Below are 20,461 nucleotides of genomic sequence, written 5' to 3' on the forward strand. Positions count from 1 at the left end.
TACACGACGATGGGTATGGCTGTTGGAGGCAACAACGGAAGCGGTGGCCGCCGCCGTCGCGGTGGCCGGAGCAAAGGGGTTATTTCCGAAATCAACGTGACGCCGCTCGTCGACGTTATGCTCGTGCTGCTCATCATCTTCATGGTGGCTGCGCCGATGATGACTGTTGGCGTGCCGATCGACCTGCCGGAAACGCAGGCCAAGGCGTTGAATTCCGAAACCCAGCCCATCACCATTTCAGTCAAGAACGACGGTGCGGTATTCCTCCAGGAAACACCGATCCCGACCGACGAGATCGCCGCCAAGCTCGAGGCGATCGCGACCACCGGCTATAACGAACGCATTTTTGTGCGCGGCGATGCCACTGCTCCTTACGGCGTGATCGCCGACGTGATGGCACGCATCCAGGGTGCGGGCTTCAAGAACATCGGCCTCGTGACGCAGCAGAAGAAGGACCAGTAGAAAGCAAGATGAAGGCCAGTGTCGTCACATCTGCTGTTCTGCATGGACTCGTGCTCACCTGGGCGCTGGTGACGATTGGCACGCCGGAATCCTTCAAGGTCGACGACTTCGAAGCGATGCCGGTTGATCTGGTTCCCGTCGAATCCATCACCCAGATGCAGCAGGGCGACAAGACGGCGAAGCCCAATGACAAGCCCGCGCCGAAACCGACGTCGAGGCCCGCGGACGTTCCCGATGCCGAAAACCTCGGCGACAACAAGGTCGATCTGAAGACGCCGCCGATCCCGAACGCCAAGCCGAACAACAACGAAAGCACGGCGGCGCCGAAAGCCACCGAAAAGCCGCTCCCCCAGAATGATCCCGTCCCCAACGAGGTGAAGGAGATCATGAAGGAAGACACGGTCGTCGACCAGCCGAAGGAAGTCGCGTCTATCCCTGAGACCAAGCCGGAAGAAGTGACGCCGCCCAAGCCCGAGGAAAAGCCGCCGGAGGAGCAGGCAAAGCCCGAGCCCCCGAAGCCGGATGCCGAAGCGCTGCCGGACAATGTTCCAACACCGGTCGCCAAGCCGCAGGTGAAGCCGCCGGAGCAGAAGCCCGCCGAAAAGCCGCCGGAAAAACCGCAGGAACAGCCTAAGACTGCCGAGAAGCAGCCGGACAAGAAGAAAGCCGACAAGGCACAGGAAAAGGCCAAGGCGTCTTCCTCGAAGGAGAGCGACTTCAACGCCGACGACATAGCGGCGCTGCTGAACAAGCAGGACCCTTCGAATGGCGGCGCCAAGCGTTCGACCGAAGTGGCCTCGTTGGGTGCAAAGAAGTCCAACAACACCGGCTCCAAGCTCAGCATGAGCGAAATGGACGCCCTGCGTAACGCAATTGCCGGCAACTGGCAGATCATACCCGGCCTTGCGGACATGGACCAGGTCCGCATCACCGTCCACATGAAGCTGGACGAAAATGGCGAGATCATCGGAGACCCCGAGGTCGAAGCGACCGGCGGCAACGACGCCACGCGCCGGGCGCTTGCCGGCGGTGCCTATCGTGCCGTCAAACGGTCTGCGCCGTTCACCAACCTTCCAAAAGACAAATATGACGCGTGGAGCGAAGTCATCGTGAACTTCGACCCCAGTCAGATGGCTCTTTAAATGCTGAAAGGCTTGCTCCTCATGACCAAGTGTTCCCTCTTCCGCGCCTTCATGGTGGCGCTCGGCATGGCTGCGACGGCTGCTATTGCAACGCCGGCTCACGCGCTTGTCGAGATCAACATCAACAAGGGCAACGTTGAGCCGCTGCCGATCGCCATCACCGACTTCCTGCAGGGCGACATGGGTGCGCAGGTTTCGCAGGTGATCGCAGCCGACCTGCAGCGTTCCGGCCTGTTTGCGCCGATCAACAAGAATGCCTTCATCGAGAAGATCTCCAATCCGGACCAGGCGCCGCGCTTCGAGGACTGGAAGGTGATCAATGCCCAGGCCCTCGTCACCGGCCGCGTCACGCAGGAAGCGGACGGCCGCCTTCGTGCCGAGTTCCGCCTCTGGGATTCCTTCGCCGGCCAGCAGATGACCGGCCAGCAGTTCTATACGCAACCGGAAAACTGGCGCCGCGTCGCCCATATCATCGCCGACGCGATCTACAAGCAGATTACCGGCGAAGAGGGTTACTTCGATACGCGCGTCGTCTTCGTTTCCGAATCCGGCCCGAAGCAGCAGCGTAAACGTCAGCTCGCCATTATGGACCAGGACGGCTACAACGTCCGCATGCTGACCGACGGTAGCGACCTCGTGCTCACGCCGCGCTTCTCGCCGAACCGGCAGGAAGTGACCTACATGTCCTTCGCTAACCAGCAGCCGCGCGTCTATCTGCTGCAGCTTGAGACCGGACAGCGCGAGGTCGTCGGCAACTTCCCGGGCATGACCTTCTCGCCGCGCTTCTCGCCGGATGGCCAGAAGGTCATCATGAGTCTTCAGCAGGAGGGGAACGCCAATATCTATACGATGGATCTGCGTTCCCGCACCACCACGCGCCTGACCTCCACTGCGGCGATCGACACGTCGCCCTCCTTCTCTCCGGACGGCGGCAGGATCGCTTTCGAAAGCGACCGTGGCGGACATCCGCAGATCTACGTCATGAATGCCGACGGCTCCGGCCAGACGCGCATCTCCTTCGGCGACGGCAATTACTCGACGCCGGTCTGGTCGCCACGCGGCGACCTGATCGCCTTCACCAAGCAGTCGGGCGGCAAGTTCTCGATCGGCGTGATGAAGCCGGACGGTTCGGGAGAGCGTATTCTGACCACGGGCTTCCACAACGAAGGCCCCACCTGGGCACCGAACGGCCGTGTCTTGATGTTCTTCCGTCAGGCAGCCGGTGCGGGTGGCCCGCAACTCTATTCGATAGACCTGACGGGCTACAACGAACAGCTTATCAAGACGCCGTCATATGCATCCGACCCCGCCTGGTCGCCGCTGCTTGAGTAGTGGATGGGCCAGATTTCGCCTTCTTGTCGCCGCAAAGTGTTGGAATTTGGCGATTACGGGGACAAATCAGTAGTTCGTTAACCATACTTTTTGAGTGCCGGTTAACCCAGAACAGTTACAGTCCGGCAACCCTAATGAAATCGCAAGGAGACCGGCCATGAGCCGAATTCAAACCCCGGCAATGAGCCGCATGCAGAATTTCGCCCGCAACCCAGTCATGATCGCACTCGTCGCCGGTTTGGCGCTTGCTGGCTGCGCCAACAAGAAGAACATGGCCAATAGCGCCGGCGATCTCGGCCTCGGTGCCGGTGCAGCAACGCCGGGTTCGGCTCAGGACTTCACCGTCAACGTCGGCGACCGCATCTTCTTCGACACTGACTCCACCTCGATCCGTGCGGATGCTGCTCAGACGCTCGACCGTCAGGCACAGTGGCTCGCCCGCTATCCGAACTATGCGATCACGGTAGAAGGCCATGCCGACGAGCGCGGCACGCGTGAATACAACCTGGCTCTGGGTGCACGCCGCGCCGCTGCAACGAAGGACTACCTCGCTTCGCGCGGCGTTCCGGCTCAGCGCATGAAGACGATCTCCTACGGCAAGGAACGCCCGGTCGCCGTTTGCGATGATATTTCCTGCTGGTCGCAGAACCGCCGCGCAGTTACGGTTCTCGGCGGCGCCGGCATGTAATAACCCGATTTTACATTACTTTTTGGAAAGGCGGTCCGCTTGCGGGCCGCCTTTTCTTTTTGAACACACTTTGGCCAGACTCCGTTGCTTTTTGAGAGCAATTAGCAAAATCTCCTGTTCGTGCCTTGGAGCGCGAAGAATCACTGGGACAGGACGATACCTATGAAGAAACTTGTCGTGGCAGGCTTGCTCTGCCTCGCGGCCGTAACCGGAACCGAGCGAGCGGCTTATTCCGCTTCGTTTCTAGGCTTGAACTTTGGCGGCAGGCCCGCGCAGAGCCAGGCGCAGACGCCGCCTGTCGTCGACGTGCAGAGCAGCGGCACCGAGATGCGCGTGCAACAGCTGGAAGAGCAACTGCGTCAGCTCAACGGCCGTATCGAGGAAATGAGCTACCAGATCCTGCAGATGCAGGAATCGCTGCGCAAGACGCAGGAGGACAACGAATTCCGGTTCCAGGACCTGGAAAAGAGCGGCGGCTCCGCCGGATCGAAGGGCAGCACGAAGAAGAGCGAGGCTGATATACAGGCTCCGGCTTCGGGCCAGGCCGACGCACGGCCACAGCGCCAGAGCGATGACGTCGCGACAATCATCGAGACACCGCAGGGAGCCGAAACGGCTCCCTCCAACGGCGTTCCGTCGAACGGCGATCTCGGCCGTCCGCCGCCGCAGCTGGGCTCGATCCAGTTCGATCAGAGCGGTAACCCGATCGGCGGCAGTGTGAACCAGAATGCGGAAGTCGGCTCCGCTCCGCTGCCGGATGTGAACACCCCTACCTCGCAGCAACAGACTGCCTCTCTCGGCAGCGAGGCCGATCAGTACAAGGCGGCCTATGGTCATGTCCTCTCCGGCGATTATGCTGTCGCTGAACAGCAATTCACCCAGTATATCGCGCAGTATCCGGGCAGCGCTCGGGCTGCTGATGCCAATTTCTGGCTCGGTGAGGCGCTTTATTCCCAAGGCAAGTACAACGAAGCCGCGAAGACCTTTTTGAACGCTCACCAGAAATACGGCTCCTCCGAGAAGGCGCCCGAAATGTTGCTGAAGCTCGGCATGTCGCTGGCAGCTCTCGACAATGTCGATACCGCCTGCGCGACGCTTAAAGAAGTCAGCAAGCGCTATCCGAAAGCCTCGCGGGCCGTCATAAGCAAGGTTGCGAGCGAACAGAAGCGCCTCGCCTGCTAAGGGTTTCCGGTTTGTCTCCGGAAGCCGTTCTTTCACCCGAGGCAGCGGCTCGCCGCTTACTCCATTCGCTTGCCAGCCCCACGCGCATCCTCGTCGCGATCTCTGGCGGCAGCGATTCGACCGGCCTGCTTCTGGCCCTTTCCGAGGCATTGAAGGCCGAACCCGACCCGAAAATTTCCCTATGCGCCGCGACAATCGATCACGATCTGCGCGCAGGTTCTGCAGATGAGGCGCGCCAAGTTGCAGCCCTCTGCACGTCGCTCCACATTCCGCACGCGACCCGCGTCTGGCGCGGTGCCAAACCGAAGACCGGCATCATGGCTGCCGCACGCGAAGCGCGCTACGCGCTGCTGGCCGATGCAGCGGCGGAACTGAGGGCTGATCTGGTCGTGACCGCGCATACGCTGGACGACCAGCGGGAAACCCTGGCGATGCGCAGCACGCGAAGCGACAGCCTCACCACCGGGATTGCCGATGCGGTTCTGTTTGATCGCCGGATCTGGATTGTCCGGCCGCTTCTATCCTGTCTGCGTACCGATATCCGGGCATATCTTACGGCGCGCGGTGCCACGTGGCTTGATGATCCGAGCAATGAAAATATGAAATACGAGCGCGTGCGGACGCGCGCGGCATTGGCGGGCGAGGGGACTGTTCAAGACGAGCCGGCGGCTGCAGATGCCCGTTTGGCACTTGCGAGCCAGGCGATGGCCTGGGCCGGCCAGTATTTTAAACTTCCTGTCGAAGGTTTGGGGCATGTTGCCCGAGACGGTCTTTCGGCATCCGGGCCGGTAATAAGTTACGCCCTCGGCCGCCTGGCCGCGGTCTTCGGGGGGCAGCCGTTTCCTCCCGGACGCACGCAGATAGCGCGCGTCGTCGGCTTCGTGACTGCCGGCGTTCCCGGCCGGATGACAGTCGGCCGGGTGGTATTCGATCTCCGGCGAGACGGCCTTTACTTGACCCGCGAGGACCGCGGCATGTTGCCACTGGTGCTTGCGCAGGGAGCGCGTGGGATATGGGACGGGCGGGTCGTCATCAAGAATAACTCGCCGTTCAGCCTGGAGATTGATACGCATTCGGCGCTGGATGCAGGTCATCGCGCCAACGGCTGCCTTTTTCCTTTGCCTGTATCTAGTGCACTGGAGTTCTCGGGCGAGCGCGAGCTTGAGGGCGCGAAGGCCGCGCACCTACCCAAGGCTGCCCTCAAGCGAGCACTGGCAGCGCAACCATATGTTCGGGTCGCTGAAAACCTGCCGGCTGATTTTCATCTGGATGTGAGCGCGACGCCTTATTTTGCACCGTTCGACCGCTTTTTGACACGATTCGACTTCATCTTTGCTGGAAGCCTCGCGGCGGCTTTTGGAACGCGCCCCTATCCAAGCCCGCCTTTAGGTCTTATTGACGGAAAAACCAACTGACAGAGTGGATCGCCTTGGCAATGGCACAGCGCAACCCTATGTTAGAGGCCAAATAAGACGGTTGCCATGAGGCTGCTGTTCCAGTGCTGGGGAGTTCGATGAACCCTAACTTACGAAATTTCGCCTTGTGGGCAATCATAGCGCTTTTGCTGATTGCCCTTTTCAGCATGTTCCAGACGACGCCGGCGCAAACCAGCTCGCGTGATATCCCTTACTCGCAGTTTATGCGTGAGGTCGATGCGGGCCGCGTCAAGGAGGTTGTCGTCACCGGCAACCGTGTCTCCGGAAGCTATGTTGAAAACGGCACCACCTTCCAGACCTATTCTCCTGTTGTCGATGACAGCCTTCTCGATCGCCTGCAGTCGAAGAACGTGGTCGTTTCGGCCCGTCCGGAAACCGATGGTTCGTCCGGCTTCCTGAGCTATCTCGGTACGCTGCTGCCGATGCTGCTCATTCTGGGCGTCTGGCTGTTTTTCATGCGGCAGATGCAGGGCGGCTCGCGCGGCGCGATGGGCTTCGGCAAGTCCAAGGCCAAGCTTCTGACCGAAGCGCATGGCCGCGTGACCTTCGATGACGTCGCCGGTGTCGATGAAGCCAAGCAGGACCTTGAAGAAATCGTCGAATTCCTGCGCGATCCGCAGAAATTCCAGCGTCTCGGCGGCAAGATTCCGCGCGGCGTGCTGCTCGTCGGCCCTCCGGGCACGGGTAAGACGCTGCTCGCCCGCTCCGTTGCCGGCGAAGCCAACGTTCCGTTCTTCACGATTTCCGGTTCCGACTTCGTCGAAATGTTCGTCGGTGTCGGCGCAAGCCGTGTCCGCGACATGTTCGAGCAGGCCAAGAAGAATGCGCCCTGCATCATCTTCATCGACGAAATCGATGCCGTCGGTCGTCACCGCGGTGCCGGTCTCGGCGGTGGCAACGACGAACGTGAGCAGACGCTCAACCAGTTGCTGGTCGAGATGGACGGCTTCGAGGCCAACGAAGGCATCATCCTGATTGCCGCGACCAACCGTCCCGACGTTCTCGACCCGGCGCTGCTGCGTCCGGGCCGCTTCGACCGTCAGGTCGTCGTTCCGAACCCGGATATCGTCGGCCGTGAGCGGATCCTCAAGGTTCATGCCCGCAACGTTCCGCTGGCGCCGAATGTCGATCTCAAGGTTCTTGCCCGCGGCACGCCCGGTTTCTCCGGCGCAGACCTCATGAACCTCGTCAACGAAGCCGCCCTCATGGCCGCACGTCGCAACAAGCGCGTCGTCACCATGCAGGAGTTCGAAGACGCCAAGGACAAGATCATGATGGGCGCCGAGCGTCGCTCTTCGGCAATGACCGAGGCGGAAAAGAAGCTCACGGCGTATCACGAAGCCGGTCACGCCATCACGGCGCTCAACGTTGCCGTTGCCGATCCGCTGCACAAGGCGACGATCATTCCGCGTGGCCGCGCTCTCGGCATGGTCATGCAGCTCCCCGAGGGCGACCGCTATTCGATGAGCTATAAGTGGATGGTCTCGCGCCTCTGCATTATGATGGGCGGCCGCGTCGCCGAAGAATTGACGTTCGGCAAGGAGAACATCACCTCCGGCGCATCTTCGGATATCGAGCAGGCCACCAAGCTTGCCCGCGCCATGGTCACGCAGTGGGGCTTCTCCGATCAGCTCGGCCAGGTGTCCTACGGCGAGAACCAGCAGGAAGTCTTCCTTGGACATTCCGTCTCGCAGACGAAGAATGTTTCCGAAGCAACGGCCCAGAAGATCGATAACGAAGTCCGTCGGCTGATTGACGAGGCATACACGCAGGCCCGCGATATCCTCACCGAAAAGCATGACGATTTCGTAGCGCTTGCCGAAGGCTTGCTCGAATACGAGACGCTGACCGGCGAAGAAATCAAGGCGCTGCTGCGTGGCGAAAAGCCCGCTCGCGACCTCGGCGACGATGCGCCTCCGAGCCGCGGTTCGGCCGTGCCGAAGGCCGGTGCACGCCCCGCGTCCAAGGGCGACGAGGCGGAAGGTGGCCTCGAGCCCCAGCCGCACTGACGCAAGTAACTTGAATGGACAAAGGTCGGATTCTCCAGCAGGAGGTCCGGCCTTTTTCTATTGGTAACGGGATATAATCAATTTTCTTTGTAATTTACGTGATGGCGCCTACGATTTATGGCATGCCGCTATCATGGGAAGCCGCAATTTCGCTTTGTATTGGGACTGATAGTCCTCGGCTGATTTTGCGGGAGGTTCCGCGGCCTTATATGGCTCGCTGAAAAACAATATAGAGGTACATATGAAAAGACGTTACTTCGGCACCGACGGTATTCGCGGGCAATCGAACGTGTTCCCGATGACGCCGGATCTGGCGATGCGCGTCGGCATTGCCGTCGGCACGATCTTCCGCAACGGCAATCATCGCCACCGGGTCGTGATCGGCAAGGATACGCGCCTTTCCGGCTACATGCTGGAAAACGCCATGGTTGCCGGATTCACGGCCGCTGGCCTCGACGTCTTCCTGCTTGGCCCGATCCCAACGCCCGCCGTTGCCATGCTCACCCGCTCGCTGCGCGCCGATGTGGGCGTAATGATCTCCGCTTCGCATAACCCCTACGAGGACAACGGCATCAAGCTCTTCGGTCCCGACGGATACAAGCTCTCCGACGATATCGAATCGCAGATCGAAGAACTGTTGGAGAAAGACCTTTATACCCAACTCGCAAAGTCTGACTACATCGGCCGCGCCAAGCGAGTCGATGGCGTGCACGACCGTTACATCGAGCATGCAAAGCGCACGCTGCCGCGTGATGTGACGCTGCAGGGGCTGAGGGTTGCGATCGACTGCGCCAATGGCGCCGCCTATAAGGTCGCACCGGCGGTGCTCTGGGAACTCGGTGCCGACGTCGTCACCATCGGCAACGAGCCGAATGGCGTTAACATCAATTTGAATTGCGGTTCCACCAGCCCCGTCACTCTGCAAAAGAAGGTCGATGAGGTGCGGGCGGACATCGGTATCGCTCTGGATGGTGATGCCGACCGGGTTATCATCGTGGACGAAAACGGTGCGCTGGTCGATGGCGACCAGCTGATGGCGGTGATCGCCGAAACCTGGGCGGAAAGCCAGCAGCTTCGCGGTAACGGCATCGTCGCCACTGTCATGTCGAACCTTGGCCTGGAGCGCTTCCTCAGAGGCAAGGGAATGGGCCTTGCCCGCACCAAAGTCGGCGACCGCTATGTCGTCGAGCATATGCGCCAGAACAATTTCAACGTTGGCGGCGAGCAATCTGGCCATATCGTGCTTTCGGACTACGGCACGACCGGGGACGGGTTGGTTGCCGCGTTGCAGATCCTCGCTGCCGTCAAGCGAACCGGCAAGACCGTCAGCGAAGTCTGCCGGCGTTTCGAGCCGGTGCCGCAGCTTCTCCGCAATGTCCGCATTTCCGGCGGCAAGCCGCTGGAAGACCTGCACGTCCAACAGGCGATCGCTGACGCGGAAGCCGAGCTTGCCAAGAACGGTCGCCTCGTTATCCGCCCTTCGGGCACCGAGCCGCTGATCCGCGTGATGGCGGAAGGCGACGACAGGGCGCAGATCGAGCGTATCGTCAACGAACTGATCGGCACGATCTCGGGCGTCAGAACCGCGGCTTGAATCGTTTGCGATTGTTGAGTGAGAGCCGGCGCTCAGTCGCCGGCTTTTTCATGTCCGCCTAGCGAGCCAGACGGTGTGGCCGCCGCAGGCCGGGTCTTCGACCATGTGATCAACAACCGAGAAACCGTGTTCCGACAGCAGGCTGCGATACTCCGCGCCGTCAAGGCTGCTGTGATAGAGCGGCTCACCGCAGAACGTTCCCATCGCCTCGCCATAGGCAGACCCGCTCGTAAACATCAGCGCCGCGCCATCTACCGCATGCGCCGCGAAGACGGCAAATATCCGCCGCTGATCCTCTGGTCTCAGGTGGAAGAAGCTGTCCCAGGCAATCAGCCCGTCGAAGCTCGTTCCGAGCGACAGGGCGCGCATGTCGGCGACGTGCCACGTGTGGGTGGGAAAGCGTTCCTTGCACAGGGCGATCAGCGAGGGCGAACTATCGACTCCCGTAAGGGCATAGCCGCTTTCGATGAAATGCCTTGCGAGAGGCTCGCCGGAGCCGCAGCCCATATCGAGGATCGTGCCGCCCCGCGGCAGGAGGCTGGCAAATCGATCCAGCCAGCTGCGCTCGAACAGGTTTTTCCCACGGCTCGCATCCCACACGGCAGCATGCCGCTCATAAAGCGCGGAGATTTTTTCGGCAGGATTCGGGTCACTCATTTATTCAGGCCAGCCCTTCAAGAGAACGTTCGCCGATCAAATACATCACGAACCGGTCCGAGCGAAGGCGTAAGGAGGGGTTGCGGCGCTCCAATCCCTAAAGTCGTACCACCTGATAGGATGAATTGACTTATCGGAAGGGAAACATAACTTTTTCTTGATCGCAAATGATGTTTGCGGGGCTGAAGGACGACAGCGAGATCAACAATCGTTTCTCCGATCTGAAGCAATTTTCCCAAAAGGTCAGAACGGATGTGGTGGATGCTGCAGGGGATCGCCCACAGGATCGCTTCGCCGTTGTCATTGTCGGCGTGACGTGTTCATGAGATAATGCTGAAAAATACAGCGGTGGATTGCGGATTTCGCTCATTGGTGGCGGGATCGCGGTTCAAGGAGCAGGCAATGGCTATCGTGCTGGTTCTGGTTCTGATTGTCGTAGGATCCGTCGTGTTCCATCTGCTTAGCCCGTGGTGGTCGACGCCGATCGCGTCCAACTGGAGCTACATCGACAGCACGCTTACCATCACCTTCATCATCACCGGCATCGTCTTCGTCGCGGTGGTGTCGTTCATGGCCTATTGCGTCTTCCGGTTCCGGCACAGGCCGGGAAACCGGGCGATGTACGAGCCGGAAAACCGGCGGCTGGAAATATGGCTTGCGGTGGTAACGTCCGTCGGCGTTGCCGCAATGCTTGCTCCCGGTCTCTTCGTGTGGAAGCAATTCATCACCGTGCCGGCCGATGCGCAGCAGATAGAGGTGGTCGGCCAGCAGTGGCAGTGGAGTTTCCGCCTGCCCGGAGCAGACGGAAAGCTGGGCAAGTTCGATACCCGTGATATCAGCCCGGACAATCCCCTTGGCCTGACCAAGAGCGACGCTTCGGGTCTCGATGACGTGATCGTCGAGGGAGGTGAACTGCATCTGCCCATCGGCAAACCGGTCAAGGTCCTGCTTCGCTCGACCGACGTCCTGCATGACTTCTACGTGCCGGAGTTCCGGGCCAAGATGGATATGATTCCCGGTATGGTGACCTACTTCTGGTTCACGCCGACACGGACCGGGACGTTCGAGATTCTTTGTGCCGAGCTCTGTGGTGTCGGGCATCCGCAGATGCGCGGCACGGTCATGGTCGATGAGGAGACGGCCTATCAGGCTTGGCTGCAGCAGCAGCCGACCTTCACGCAGATGCTCGCATCGGGAGAGACGCAGCCGGCCGAACAGCGGCAATAGCTACCGGAGGAACAGGGAGGATATAGATATCATGGTCGATATTCGATCGGGCGCCGGGGAGATCATCCCGCCTGCGGAAGTCGAGGATGTGGAACTCTATCATCCGAGGAGCTGGTGGACGAAATATGTCTTCAGCCAGGATGCCAAGGTTATCGCGGTCCAATATTCCGTGACGGCCATGTCGATCGGATTTGTCGCGCTCGTGCTGTCCTGGCTGATGCGCATCCAGCTCGCCTTTCCCGGTTACTTCGCATTCATCGATCCGGAGCACTATTACCAGTTCATCACCATGCATGGCATGATCATGGTGATCTATCTCCTGACTGCGTTGTTTCTCGGCGGCTTCGGCAACTACCTCATTCCTCTGATGCTCGGGGCTAGGGACATGGTGTTCCCCTATGCCAACATGCTGAGCTACTGGGTCTATCTGCTGGCCGTGCTGGTGCTGGTCGCGAGCTTCTTCGCACCGGGCGGACCGACCGGCGCCGGCTGGACGCTCTATCCGCCGCAAGCCATTCTCTCCGGAACGCCCGGCGGGCAGGACTGGGGCATCATCCTGATGCTGTCGTCGCTGATCCTGTTCATCATCGGCTTCACGATGGGCGGCCTGAATTATGTCGTGACCGTGCTGCAGGGCCGCACGCGTGGCATGACGCTGATGCGCATGCCGCTGACGGTCTGGGGGATTTTCACCGCGACGGTGATGGCGCTCCTTGCCTTTCCAGCACTTTTCGTCGCTTCCGTCATGATGCTGTTCGACCGGGTGCTCGGAACGAGCTTCTTCATGCCGGCCATCGTGGAGATGGGCGAGCAGCTCCCGCATGCCGGCGGCAGCCCCATCCTGTTCCAGCATCTCTTCTGGTTCTTCGGTCACCCCGAGGTCTATATCGTGGCGCTTCCTGCCTTCGGGATTGTTTCCGATCTCATCAGCACGCATGCGCGAAAGAACATCTTTGGCTACCGCATGATGGTGTGGGCGATCCTGATCATCGGTGGACTGAGCTTCATCGTCTGGGCGCACCACATGTATGTCAGCGGCATGAACCCGAATTTCGGCTTCTTCTTCGCCACGACGACGCTGATCATCGCAGTGCCGACCGCGATCAAAGTCTACAACTGGGTGCTGACGCTCTGGCGGGGCGATATTCACCTGACGCTGCCGATGCTTTTTGCGCTCGCCTTCATCGTGACTTTCGTCAACGGCGGCCTGACCGGGCTGTTTCTCGGCAATGTCGTTGTGGATGTGCCGCTGTCGGACACGATGTTCGTTGTCGCGCATTTCCACATGGTCATGGGCGTGGCGCCGATCCTCGTCATCTTCGGTGCGATCTATCATTGGTATCCGAAGGTGACCGGACGGATGCTGGACGAGACACTCGGACAGATTCATTTCTGGACCACGTTCGTCGGCACCTATGCGATCTTCTTCCCGATGCACTATCTCGGGCTGATCGGAGTGCCTCGCCGCTATTACGAGCTCGGCGAAACGGCTTTCGTTCCACCATCCGCCCATACGCTGAATATCTTCATCACCGTCATGGCGCTGATCGTCGGGGCGGCGCAGATCGTCTTCCTGTTCAACCTGGTCTGGAGCCTTTTCAGGGGCCGGGAGGCCGGCGGCAATCCATGGCATGCGACGACGCTCGAGTGGCAGACACCGCAAACCCCTCCAGTCCATGGCAACTGGGGCAAGGAACTGCCGGTGGTCTATCGCTGGGCCTATGACTACAGCGTGCCGGGCAGCGGCCGGGATTTCCTTGCGCAGAACGATCCGGGCACCGGCAGGATGGCGCACGGAGCAGCCTCATGACCGTCATCGTCATCTTCCTGGCGATCATCGCCGTCATTGTGCTGTGGTGGTCGGCACATCACCGGCTGGCATCCAAGCCGTGGCTGGAAGTGGGCCTCTTGCCCGACGCGCGCGGTGCAAGCCGGTTGCCGATCGAGCCCGCCAGGGTCGGCCTCGGGGTTTTCCTTGGCGTCGTGGGAGCCCTCTTCGCGCTGCTCATCAGCGCCTACTTCATGCGCATGACGGCCGCCGACTGGTGGGCAACGCCAGTTCCCCGGCTGCTGTGGGTGAACACCGCTGCGCTCGCGCTCAGCAGTGCGTCAGTCGAATGGGCCAAGTTCGAGGCACGGCGCGGACGAAGCGACGTCATGCTGATTGCGCTTCTCCTGGGATTGTCGACGGCGGTGCTCTTCATTACCGGGCAAGTCATGGCATGGCGGGAGCTTGTGGCGGCAGGCTACGTGCTTGCCGACAATCCGGCGAACAGTTTCTTCTACATGCTCACCGGCCTGCATGGGCTCCACATCCTGGGCGGCCTGGCGGTGCTCGGCCGCACGACGGCGCATGCCTTCGACGGTCGCTTCCCTCGTCGAAGATTGCTCCTCAGCCTCGATCTGTGCGCCATCTACTGGCACTTCATGCTCTTCGTCTGGCTGGTTCTCTTCGCACTCTTTGAAGGCTGGGCGAATGACTTCGTCGACCTTTGCCGCCAGTTGATTTCGTGAGGAATGAAAGATGGCTCAGTTCACGCAAGTAGAAACCGGAGAAACGCTCGAACAACCCGAGGGGTTGCGTGGGGTTGTGGCGGATATCTCCTCGGACCAGCGGGCGTTCAAGCGTGTATCCTGGGGGAAGGCCATGATGTGGATCTTCCTCCTCAGCGATACCTTCGTCTTCGGCTGCTTTCTGCTTGCTTACATGACCGCGCGCATGTCGACGCCGGTTCCGTGGCCCAATCCGAGCGAAGTTTTCGCGCTTCACATCGGAGGGCAGGACGTTCCGCTGATCCTGATTGCGATCATGACCTTCGTCCTCATCAGCAGTAGCGGCACCATGGCGATGGCCGTCAATTTCGGGTATCGCCGCGAGCGCGGCCGCACCGCGGCCCTCATGCTGCTCACGGCTGCCCTCGGCGCGACTTTCGTCGGCATGCAAGCGTTCGAATGGACGAAGCTGATTACGGAGGGTGTGCGGCCCTGGGGGAATCCGTGGGGCGCGGCGCAATTCGGCTCCTCCTTCTTCATGATCACCGGATTTCACGGCACCCATGTCACAATAGGCGTGATTTTCCTCCTCATCATTGCCCGCAAGGTCTGGCGGGGTGATTTCGACACGGAGCGGCGTGGCTTTTTCACCAGCCGCAAGGGAAACTACGAAAGCGTTGAGATCATGGGTCTCTATTGGCACTTCGTCGATCTCGTCTGGGTATTCATCTTCGCATTCTTCTATCTGTGGTGAGGATTGCCATGGCACAGGCGCAAACGCATTCTGGACAGCAGCACCCCGTCAAGCTCTATCTCCTGGTCTGGGGGCTGCTCTTCGTTCTCAGCACCTTTTCCTACCTTGTCGATTATTTCGGCATCCAGGGTTATCCGCGGTGGTTCCTGATCATATTGTTCATGATGCTGAAGGCCGGTTTGATCGTTGCCGTCTTCATGCACATGGCCTGGGAGCGGCTGGCACTCGTCTATGCAATTCTCGTCCCGCCCGTCCTCGTGCTCGTTTTCGTCGCGATGATGGTCTCGGAATCGCACTACACGATCTTTACGCGGCTAACGTTTTCCAGTGCGGGCCTTTAGGGTTTCCGCTTGGCGGGCGATATGCATCGAAGAAAAGTCGGTGGAGGGCTTTCTCGCCGAGCGGCGCTTACGAGGGGCGCCGCCCAAAAGAGACTGTCAAGCTAGGCGCTGACCGATCAACAAAGAACATAGCGGGCTGTGACCAATAGAAAGGCCGTCCCGTTTGGTCTTGGCACTCGATGTAAATCATGCCCGCGATAGCCCGCGCTTCAGCAGCGGATGCGAACACGCACACGGGGAGGATTCCGAAAGACGCCTCCGCACCAGGGGGTAGATTGGCGGGCGTCGGGGTAACGATGTTCCATTCTCTCGTATAAGGCGGGGAGCTTAGCTCGCTTGGATCAAGCGGGCGCTCTTTGTCGTCCACAGTTATCCGCTCAGGCCTGAACCATATCGATACCGACAGGGCCGGTCCGGCGCCATGGTTGAACAGCTGGCCATAGCGACCGTCTAGATAGATAGCCTTTTGCCCAGCTTCGATCGACTTCAAGAAGTTGACGACGTCCGGATCCTGTTGGGACAACCCGGGGATTGCAGTCAAGTTGTGTATGATCGCCTTTACTTGCTGGCCGCCAATATTGAAGAGGAGATTGGGCTCAATTTTGGAAAGCCTATCCTTTCGGCTATTATTTAGGGTTGCAATGCCAAGCGCCACGGAAACGGCTATGCCAATTCCCGCGATGAGAGTTGAGGCGACCTGGGCCCAGGGGACAAGCTCTTGAATTGTCACACTTTGCCGTCCTGAGAGGGGTAAGGCTTCTCAGGCCACTTTTCGAGCCATCCCGAGCCATTACACCGCTGACAGACACGTAGCTGCGCTGGCGGAACAGGAGCGCCCTTGGGGTTGCAAGCAGGACACGGTATTCTGTCGCCCCACGACATTTGCGCAATCCTCCGATGTGCTAATTTACTGAATGAATGTCCTAATATTCTGTCTATCTAATATAATAGCGCCTGCATCCCTGGGATGACAAGGATCGCTGCTGCCAGTATCAGTCTGAAGTCGGCAGTTATTCCTTAGAGACCGACCAAAGTCAGGGCAGTTGAACTTCAGCCGATGTGAATTCTTCAGCCGCAACGAATTTCCGCTAGTCTAAAAGCCGGAAAATCTTCGCGCTTTCTAAAATTCATAGTTAATGTTTACAGTTAAGCGGCTTTTAACATTTCCCATTCATTATCCATGAAAAGCGTATCACATTGGCGGGGTGCCCACTCTGCCGATGCAACCGGATCTTGGAGTGGATCATGAAAAGAAGCTTGTCCGGCATCCTTGCCGCATTGCTTGTCACATCAAATGCGTTCGCGGCCGATCTCGCTCCTGTCGAGCCGGTTCCGGAAATCCCGCCGGAAGTCACCGTCACCGAAGCCACGGGGTGGTATCTTCGTGGCGACGTCGGATATGGCTGGACCGATCTGCGTGGGGCGCGCTACTTCCAGGGTAGCAACGGCAATGAGGTCGACTTCACCAGCGCCGATCTGCGCGATGCCTTCACGGCGGGCGGTGGTGTTGGTTACCAGGTAAACAACTACTTCCGGACGGATTTGACGCTTGACTATCTGGGTGAGGCTGATTTCCATGGCTCGACCACAGGCACGTGCGGCTTTGCACCTGTTGCTTGCACCTCGAGCGACGTATCCTCGCTCACGGCTTGGTCGCTGATGGCCAATGCCTATGTCGATCTAGGTACCTATGGCTATTTCACGCCCTACGTCGGCGCAGGTATCGGCGGCACCTACGTCAAGTGGAAGGATCTCCACAACACGTCTTGCGCCGACGACGGTTCGGGATGCGATGACGAAGTCACCCATCATGGCCGCAGCGGCTGGCGGTTCAGCTACGGACTCATGGCCGGCGCCTCGATCGATGTCACCTGCAACGTCAAGGCCGATGTCGGTTATCGTTTCCTGCATGTGAACGGCGGCGACATGTTCGGTTTTGCGGAAAATGGCGGTCCCGGTCGTGACAAGGGCTTCAATGTGCACGAAGCCCGCATCGGCGCTCGCTATCTTTTCGGCGGTTGCCAGCAGGCCTCCTACGAGCCGCCGCCGGAAATCCCGCTGCAGCAGCCGGTCTACAAGTAAGAGCGATCTCCGCGAACCATTTGAAAGCCGCCCTTCGGGGCGGCTTTTTCGTTTTCGTTTCATCGTGCCTGCGGCAAAAAATCCTCCAGCTGCGACACTTCCCCAGTTGACTACGGTCGCGACCCTCTATATCCACGGCGGCGGGACACTCCTCCCCAACGAGGAGCTATCTATCTGGAAGGATAGCACATGGCGAAGACCGCAAAGCCGGACGTACGTCCGCAAAATACCCATTTTTCTTCTGGCCCCTGCTCGAAGCGCCCTGGTTGGACGCTTGATGCTCTTTCCGACGCGCCTCTCGGGCGTTCGCATCGCGCGAAGATCGGCAAGACGAAACTGAAGCAGGCCATCGATCTTACCCGCGAAATTCTGGAAGTGCCGGCGGACTACCGCATCGGCATCGTTCCGGCATCGGATACCGGCGCCGTTGAGATGGCGCTCTGGTCGCTGCTCGGTGAGCGCGGCGTCGACATGCTCGCTTGGGAAAGCTTCGGCGCAGGCTGGGTCACCGACGTGGTCAAGCAGCTGAAGCTCAAGGACGTGCGCAAGCTAGAAGCCGGCTACGGTGAGCTTCCCGACCTTTCCACCGTGGATTTCGACCGCGACGTGGTCTTCACCTGGAACGGCACCACTTCCGGCGTTCGCGTTGCGAACGGCGATTTCATTCCTGATAATCGCAAGGGTCTGACGATCTGCGATGCGACTTCTGCCGCTTTCGCGCAGAACCTCGATTTTGCCAAGCTCGACGTCGTCACTTTCTCCTGGCAGAAGGTTCTGGGCGGCGAAGGCGCACATGGCATCATCATCCTGTCGCCGCGCGCCGTCGAGCGCCTCGTCACCTACGTGCCGGCCTGGCCGCTGCCGAAGATCTTCCGCATGACATCCGGCGGCAAGTTGATCGAAGGCATCTTCACCGGCGAGACGATCAATACGCCTTCGATGCTCTGCGTCGAGGACTATATCGATGCGCTCCTTTGGGCCAAGCAGCTCGGCGGCCTCAAGGCTCTGATGGCGCGCGCCGATGCGAACGCCAAGGTAATTGCCGACTTCATCGCAGCCAACGACTGGATCGCCAATCTCGCCGTCAAGCCGGAAACGGCATCCAACACGTCGATCTGCCTGAAGATCGTCGACAAGGACATTACGGCGCTTTCCGACGACGAGCAGGCGAACTTCGCCAAGGGCCTCGTCTCGCTGCTCGAGAAGGAAGGTGTCGCCTACGACATCGGCCATTATCGCGACGCGCCGTCGGGTCTGCGCATCTGGGCGGGCGCCACGATCGAGACCGCCGACATGCAGAAGCTGATGCCCTGGCTGTCCTGGGCCTTCGAAACGCAGAAGGCGGCGCTTTCCCAGGCTGCTGCCTGATGTGATCGGCTCCGCTCGCTGAGCGGAGCCCAGCATTCCCGATTTTCATCCATCGCTGAACACTTTTGAAGGAAGCCCCCCAAATGGCACCTCGCGTTCTCGTATCCGACGAACTGTCGGAAACCGCCGTCCAGATCTTCCGTGATCGCGGCGTCGAAGTCGATTTCCAGCCGCAACTCGGCAAGGACAAGGACAAGCTCGCCGAAATCATCGGCAATTATGACGGCCTCGCCATCCGCTCCGCTACCAAGGTGACGGAAAAACTGATCGCCGCCGCGACCAATCTCAAGGTCATCGGACGCGCCGGCATCGGCGTCGACAACGTTGAGATTCCGGCCGCTTCGCGCCGCGGTATCATCGTCATGAACACGCCCTTCGGCAACTCGATCACCACAGCCGAGCACGCTATCGCGCTGATGTTCGCCGTTGCCCGCCAGCTTCCGGCAGCCGACACCTCGACCCAGGCCGGCAAGTGGGAAAAGTCGAAGTTCATGGGTGTCGAGATCACCGGCAAGACGCTGGGCGTCATCGGCGCGGGCAATATCGGCTCGATCGTCTGCGCCCGCGCCATCGGCCTCAAGATGCACGTTCTCGCCTATGACCCCTTCCTCTCCAAGGAGCGCGCCGAGGAAATGGGCGTCACCAAGGTCGAGCTCGATGAGCTGCTCGCCAAGGCTGACTTCATCACGCTGCATGTGCCGATGACAGACAAGACGCGCGGCATCCTCAACAAGGAAGCACTGGCGAAGACCAAGCCCGGCGTGCGCATCATCAACTGTGCCCGTGGCGGCCTTGTCGACGAAGCGGCTCTTGCGGAAGCGATCAAGTCCGGCCATGTCGCCGGTGCAGCCTTCGATGTCTTCGAAGTTGAGCCGGCCAAGGAAAGCCCACTTTTCGGCTTGCCGAACGTCGTTTGCACACCGCATCTCGGCGCATCGACCACGGAAGCTCAGGAAAACGTTGCGCTGCAGGTTGCCGAGCAGATGTCGGATTACCTGATCAAGGGTGCCGTTTCCAACGCGATCAACATGCCGTCGATCACGGCCGAGGAAGCGCCGATCCTCAAGCCCTTTATCAAGCTTGCCGACGTGCTCGGCGCCTTCGTAGGACAGGTGACAGAAAGCGCCATCAAGGAGATCGAGATCCTTTATGACGGTTCGACGGCCGGGATGAACACCAGGGCTCTGACAAGCGCGGTGCTGGCCGGTCTTATCCGCCCGCAGGTTGCGGACGTGAACATGGTTTCGGCGCCGATCATGATCAAGGAAAAGGGCATCATCCTTTCCGAGGTCAAGCGCGACAAGACCGGCGTCTTTGACGGCTATATCAAGCTGACGGTGACGACGGCGAACCAGACTCGCTCCATCGCGGGCACAGTGTTTTCCGACGGCAAGCCGCGCTTCATCCAGATCAAGGGCATCAACCTCGACGCCGATGTCGGTTCGCACATGGTCTACATCACCAACACCGACGTTCCCGGCATGATCGGCTTCATCGGAACGACGTTGGGTGCGGCGGGCGTCAACATCGCCAACTTCCAGCTCGGCCGCGACAGGCAGGGCGGAGATGCGATCGCACTCCTCTATGTCGACGGACCGATCGGCGATGACGTCCTCACCAAGCTGACGGCCCACCAGGCTATCCGCCAGGCGAAGCCCTTGGTCTTTGCGGTCGAGTAGATTTCCTCCCAAGGA

The 20,461-nt window shown here is 59.9% G+C and carries 18 protein-coding genes; 17 read left to right on the forward strand and 1 reads right to left on the reverse strand.

Features of this window, described 5'->3' with window-relative positions; genetic code table 11:
* Positions 1 to 9 precede the first annotated feature (9 nt).
* The 8 genes from tolR to glmM all read left to right on the forward strand — a co-directional run bounded on the left by tolR (position 10) and on the right by glmM (position 9,845).
* Complete coding sequence (gene tolR, locus HGP14_RS19715; RefSeq protein WP_168831570.1) at positions 10 to 462, forward strand: protein TolR; 453 nt, start codon at positions 10 to 12, stop codon at positions 460 to 462.
* An 8-nt stretch (positions 463 to 470) separates the two neighbouring features.
* Positions 471 to 1,604, forward strand: a complete 1,134-nt coding sequence (locus HGP14_RS19720) for a hypothetical protein (RefSeq protein WP_168831571.1) — start codon at positions 471 to 473, stop codon at positions 1,602 to 1,604.
* Positions 1,605 to 1,625: 21 nt separating this feature from the next.
* A complete protein-coding gene (gene tolB / locus HGP14_RS19725) occupies positions 1,626 to 2,936 on the forward strand; it encodes a Tol-Pal system beta propeller repeat protein TolB (protein WP_168831572.1) in 1,311 nt (436 codons plus the stop codon).
* 157 nt (positions 2,937 to 3,093) lie between these two features.
* Entirely contained in the window at positions 3,094 to 3,624 is a 531-nt protein-coding gene (gene pal, locus HGP14_RS19730; RefSeq protein ID WP_168831573.1) for a peptidoglycan-associated lipoprotein Pal, read from the forward strand.
* A 162-nt stretch (positions 3,625 to 3,786) separates the two neighbouring features.
* On the forward strand, positions 3,787 to 4,806 hold the full coding sequence (ybgF, locus tag HGP14_RS19735; RefSeq protein WP_168831574.1) for a tol-pal system protein YbgF: 1,020 nt from the start codon (positions 3,787 to 3,789) through the stop codon (positions 4,804 to 4,806).
* Positions 4,807 to 4,817: 11 nt separating this feature from the next.
* On the forward strand, positions 4,818 to 6,221 hold the full coding sequence (gene tilS, locus HGP14_RS19740) for a tRNA lysidine(34) synthetase TilS (protein ID WP_168831575.1): 1,404 nt from the start codon (positions 4,818 to 4,820) through the stop codon (positions 6,219 to 6,221).
* 98 nt (positions 6,222 to 6,319) lie between these two features.
* Positions 6,320 to 8,251: an ATP-dependent zinc metalloprotease FtsH gene (gene ftsH, locus HGP14_RS19745; RefSeq protein WP_168831576.1), complete on the forward strand. Its 1,932-nt coding sequence runs from the start codon at positions 6,320 to 6,322 to the stop codon at positions 8,249 to 8,251.
* A 241-nt stretch (positions 8,252 to 8,492) separates the two neighbouring features.
* Positions 8,493 to 9,845, forward strand: a complete 1,353-nt coding sequence (glmM, locus tag HGP14_RS19750) for a phosphoglucosamine mutase (RefSeq protein ID WP_168831577.1) — start codon at positions 8,493 to 8,495, stop codon at positions 9,843 to 9,845.
* A gap of 48 nt (positions 9,846 to 9,893) precedes the next feature.
* On the opposite strand, the gene HGP14_RS19755 is transcribed toward glmM, so the two are convergent.
* Positions 9,894 to 10,502 (reverse strand): class I SAM-dependent methyltransferase, encoded by a 609-nt coding sequence (locus HGP14_RS19755; RefSeq protein ID WP_168831578.1) that lies wholly within the window; start codon positions 10,500 to 10,502, stop codon positions 9,894 to 9,896.
* Positions 10,503 to 10,672: 170 nt separating this feature from the next.
* Here HGP14_RS19755 and HGP14_RS19760 point away from each other — a divergent pair, with 170 nt between their 5' ends.
* From HGP14_RS19760 to serA, 9 genes are all read left to right on the forward strand, one after another.
* Positions 10,673 to 10,828, forward strand: a complete 156-nt coding sequence (locus tag HGP14_RS19760; protein WP_168831579.1) for a hypothetical protein — start codon at positions 10,673 to 10,675, stop codon at positions 10,826 to 10,828.
* Positions 10,829 to 10,904: 76 nt separating this feature from the next.
* On the forward strand, positions 10,905 to 11,729 hold the full coding sequence (coxB, locus tag HGP14_RS19765; protein WP_168831580.1) for a cytochrome c oxidase subunit II: 825 nt from the start codon (positions 10,905 to 10,907) through the stop codon (positions 11,727 to 11,729).
* Positions 11,730 to 11,760: 31 nt separating this feature from the next.
* A complete protein-coding gene (ctaD, locus tag HGP14_RS19770; protein ID WP_168831581.1) occupies positions 11,761 to 13,539 on the forward strand; it encodes a cytochrome c oxidase subunit I in 1,779 nt (592 codons plus the stop codon).
* On the forward strand, positions 13,536 to 14,243 hold the full coding sequence (locus HGP14_RS19775) for a cytochrome c oxidase subunit 3 (RefSeq protein WP_168831582.1): 708 nt from the start codon (positions 13,536 to 13,538) through the stop codon (positions 14,241 to 14,243). The genes ctaD and HGP14_RS19775 overlap by 4 nt, the downstream gene beginning before the upstream one ends.
* A 10-nt stretch (positions 14,244 to 14,253) precedes the next feature.
* The gene (locus tag HGP14_RS19780) at positions 14,254 to 14,976 is read left to right on the forward strand and encodes a heme-copper oxidase subunit III family protein (protein WP_168831583.1); all 723 of its coding nucleotides are present in this window, start codon (positions 14,254 to 14,256) and stop codon (positions 14,974 to 14,976) included.
* A gap of 8 nt (positions 14,977 to 14,984) precedes the next feature.
* Complete coding sequence (locus HGP14_RS19785; RefSeq protein WP_168831584.1) at positions 14,985 to 15,317, forward strand: cytochrome C oxidase subunit IV family protein; 333 nt, start codon at positions 14,985 to 14,987, stop codon at positions 15,315 to 15,317.
* Positions 15,318 to 16,562: 1,245 nt separating this feature from the next.
* Positions 16,563 to 17,399: an outer membrane protein gene (locus tag HGP14_RS19790; protein ID WP_168831585.1), complete on the forward strand. Its 837-nt coding sequence runs from the start codon at positions 16,563 to 16,565 to the stop codon at positions 17,397 to 17,399.
* A 189-nt stretch (positions 17,400 to 17,588) separates the two neighbouring features.
* Complete coding sequence (locus HGP14_RS19795) at positions 17,589 to 18,767, forward strand: phosphoserine transaminase (protein WP_168831586.1); 1,179 nt, start codon at positions 17,589 to 17,591, stop codon at positions 18,765 to 18,767.
* 83 nt (positions 18,768 to 18,850) lie between these two features.
* A complete protein-coding gene (gene serA, locus HGP14_RS19800) occupies positions 18,851 to 20,446 on the forward strand; it encodes a phosphoglycerate dehydrogenase (protein WP_168831587.1) in 1,596 nt (531 codons plus the stop codon).
* Positions 20,447 to 20,461: the final 15 nt, after the last annotated feature.

Source organism: Rhizobium sp. P32RR-XVIII (assembly GCF_012641395.1).
Taxonomy (GTDB): Bacteria; Pseudomonadota; Alphaproteobacteria; order Rhizobiales; family Rhizobiaceae; genus Rhizobium.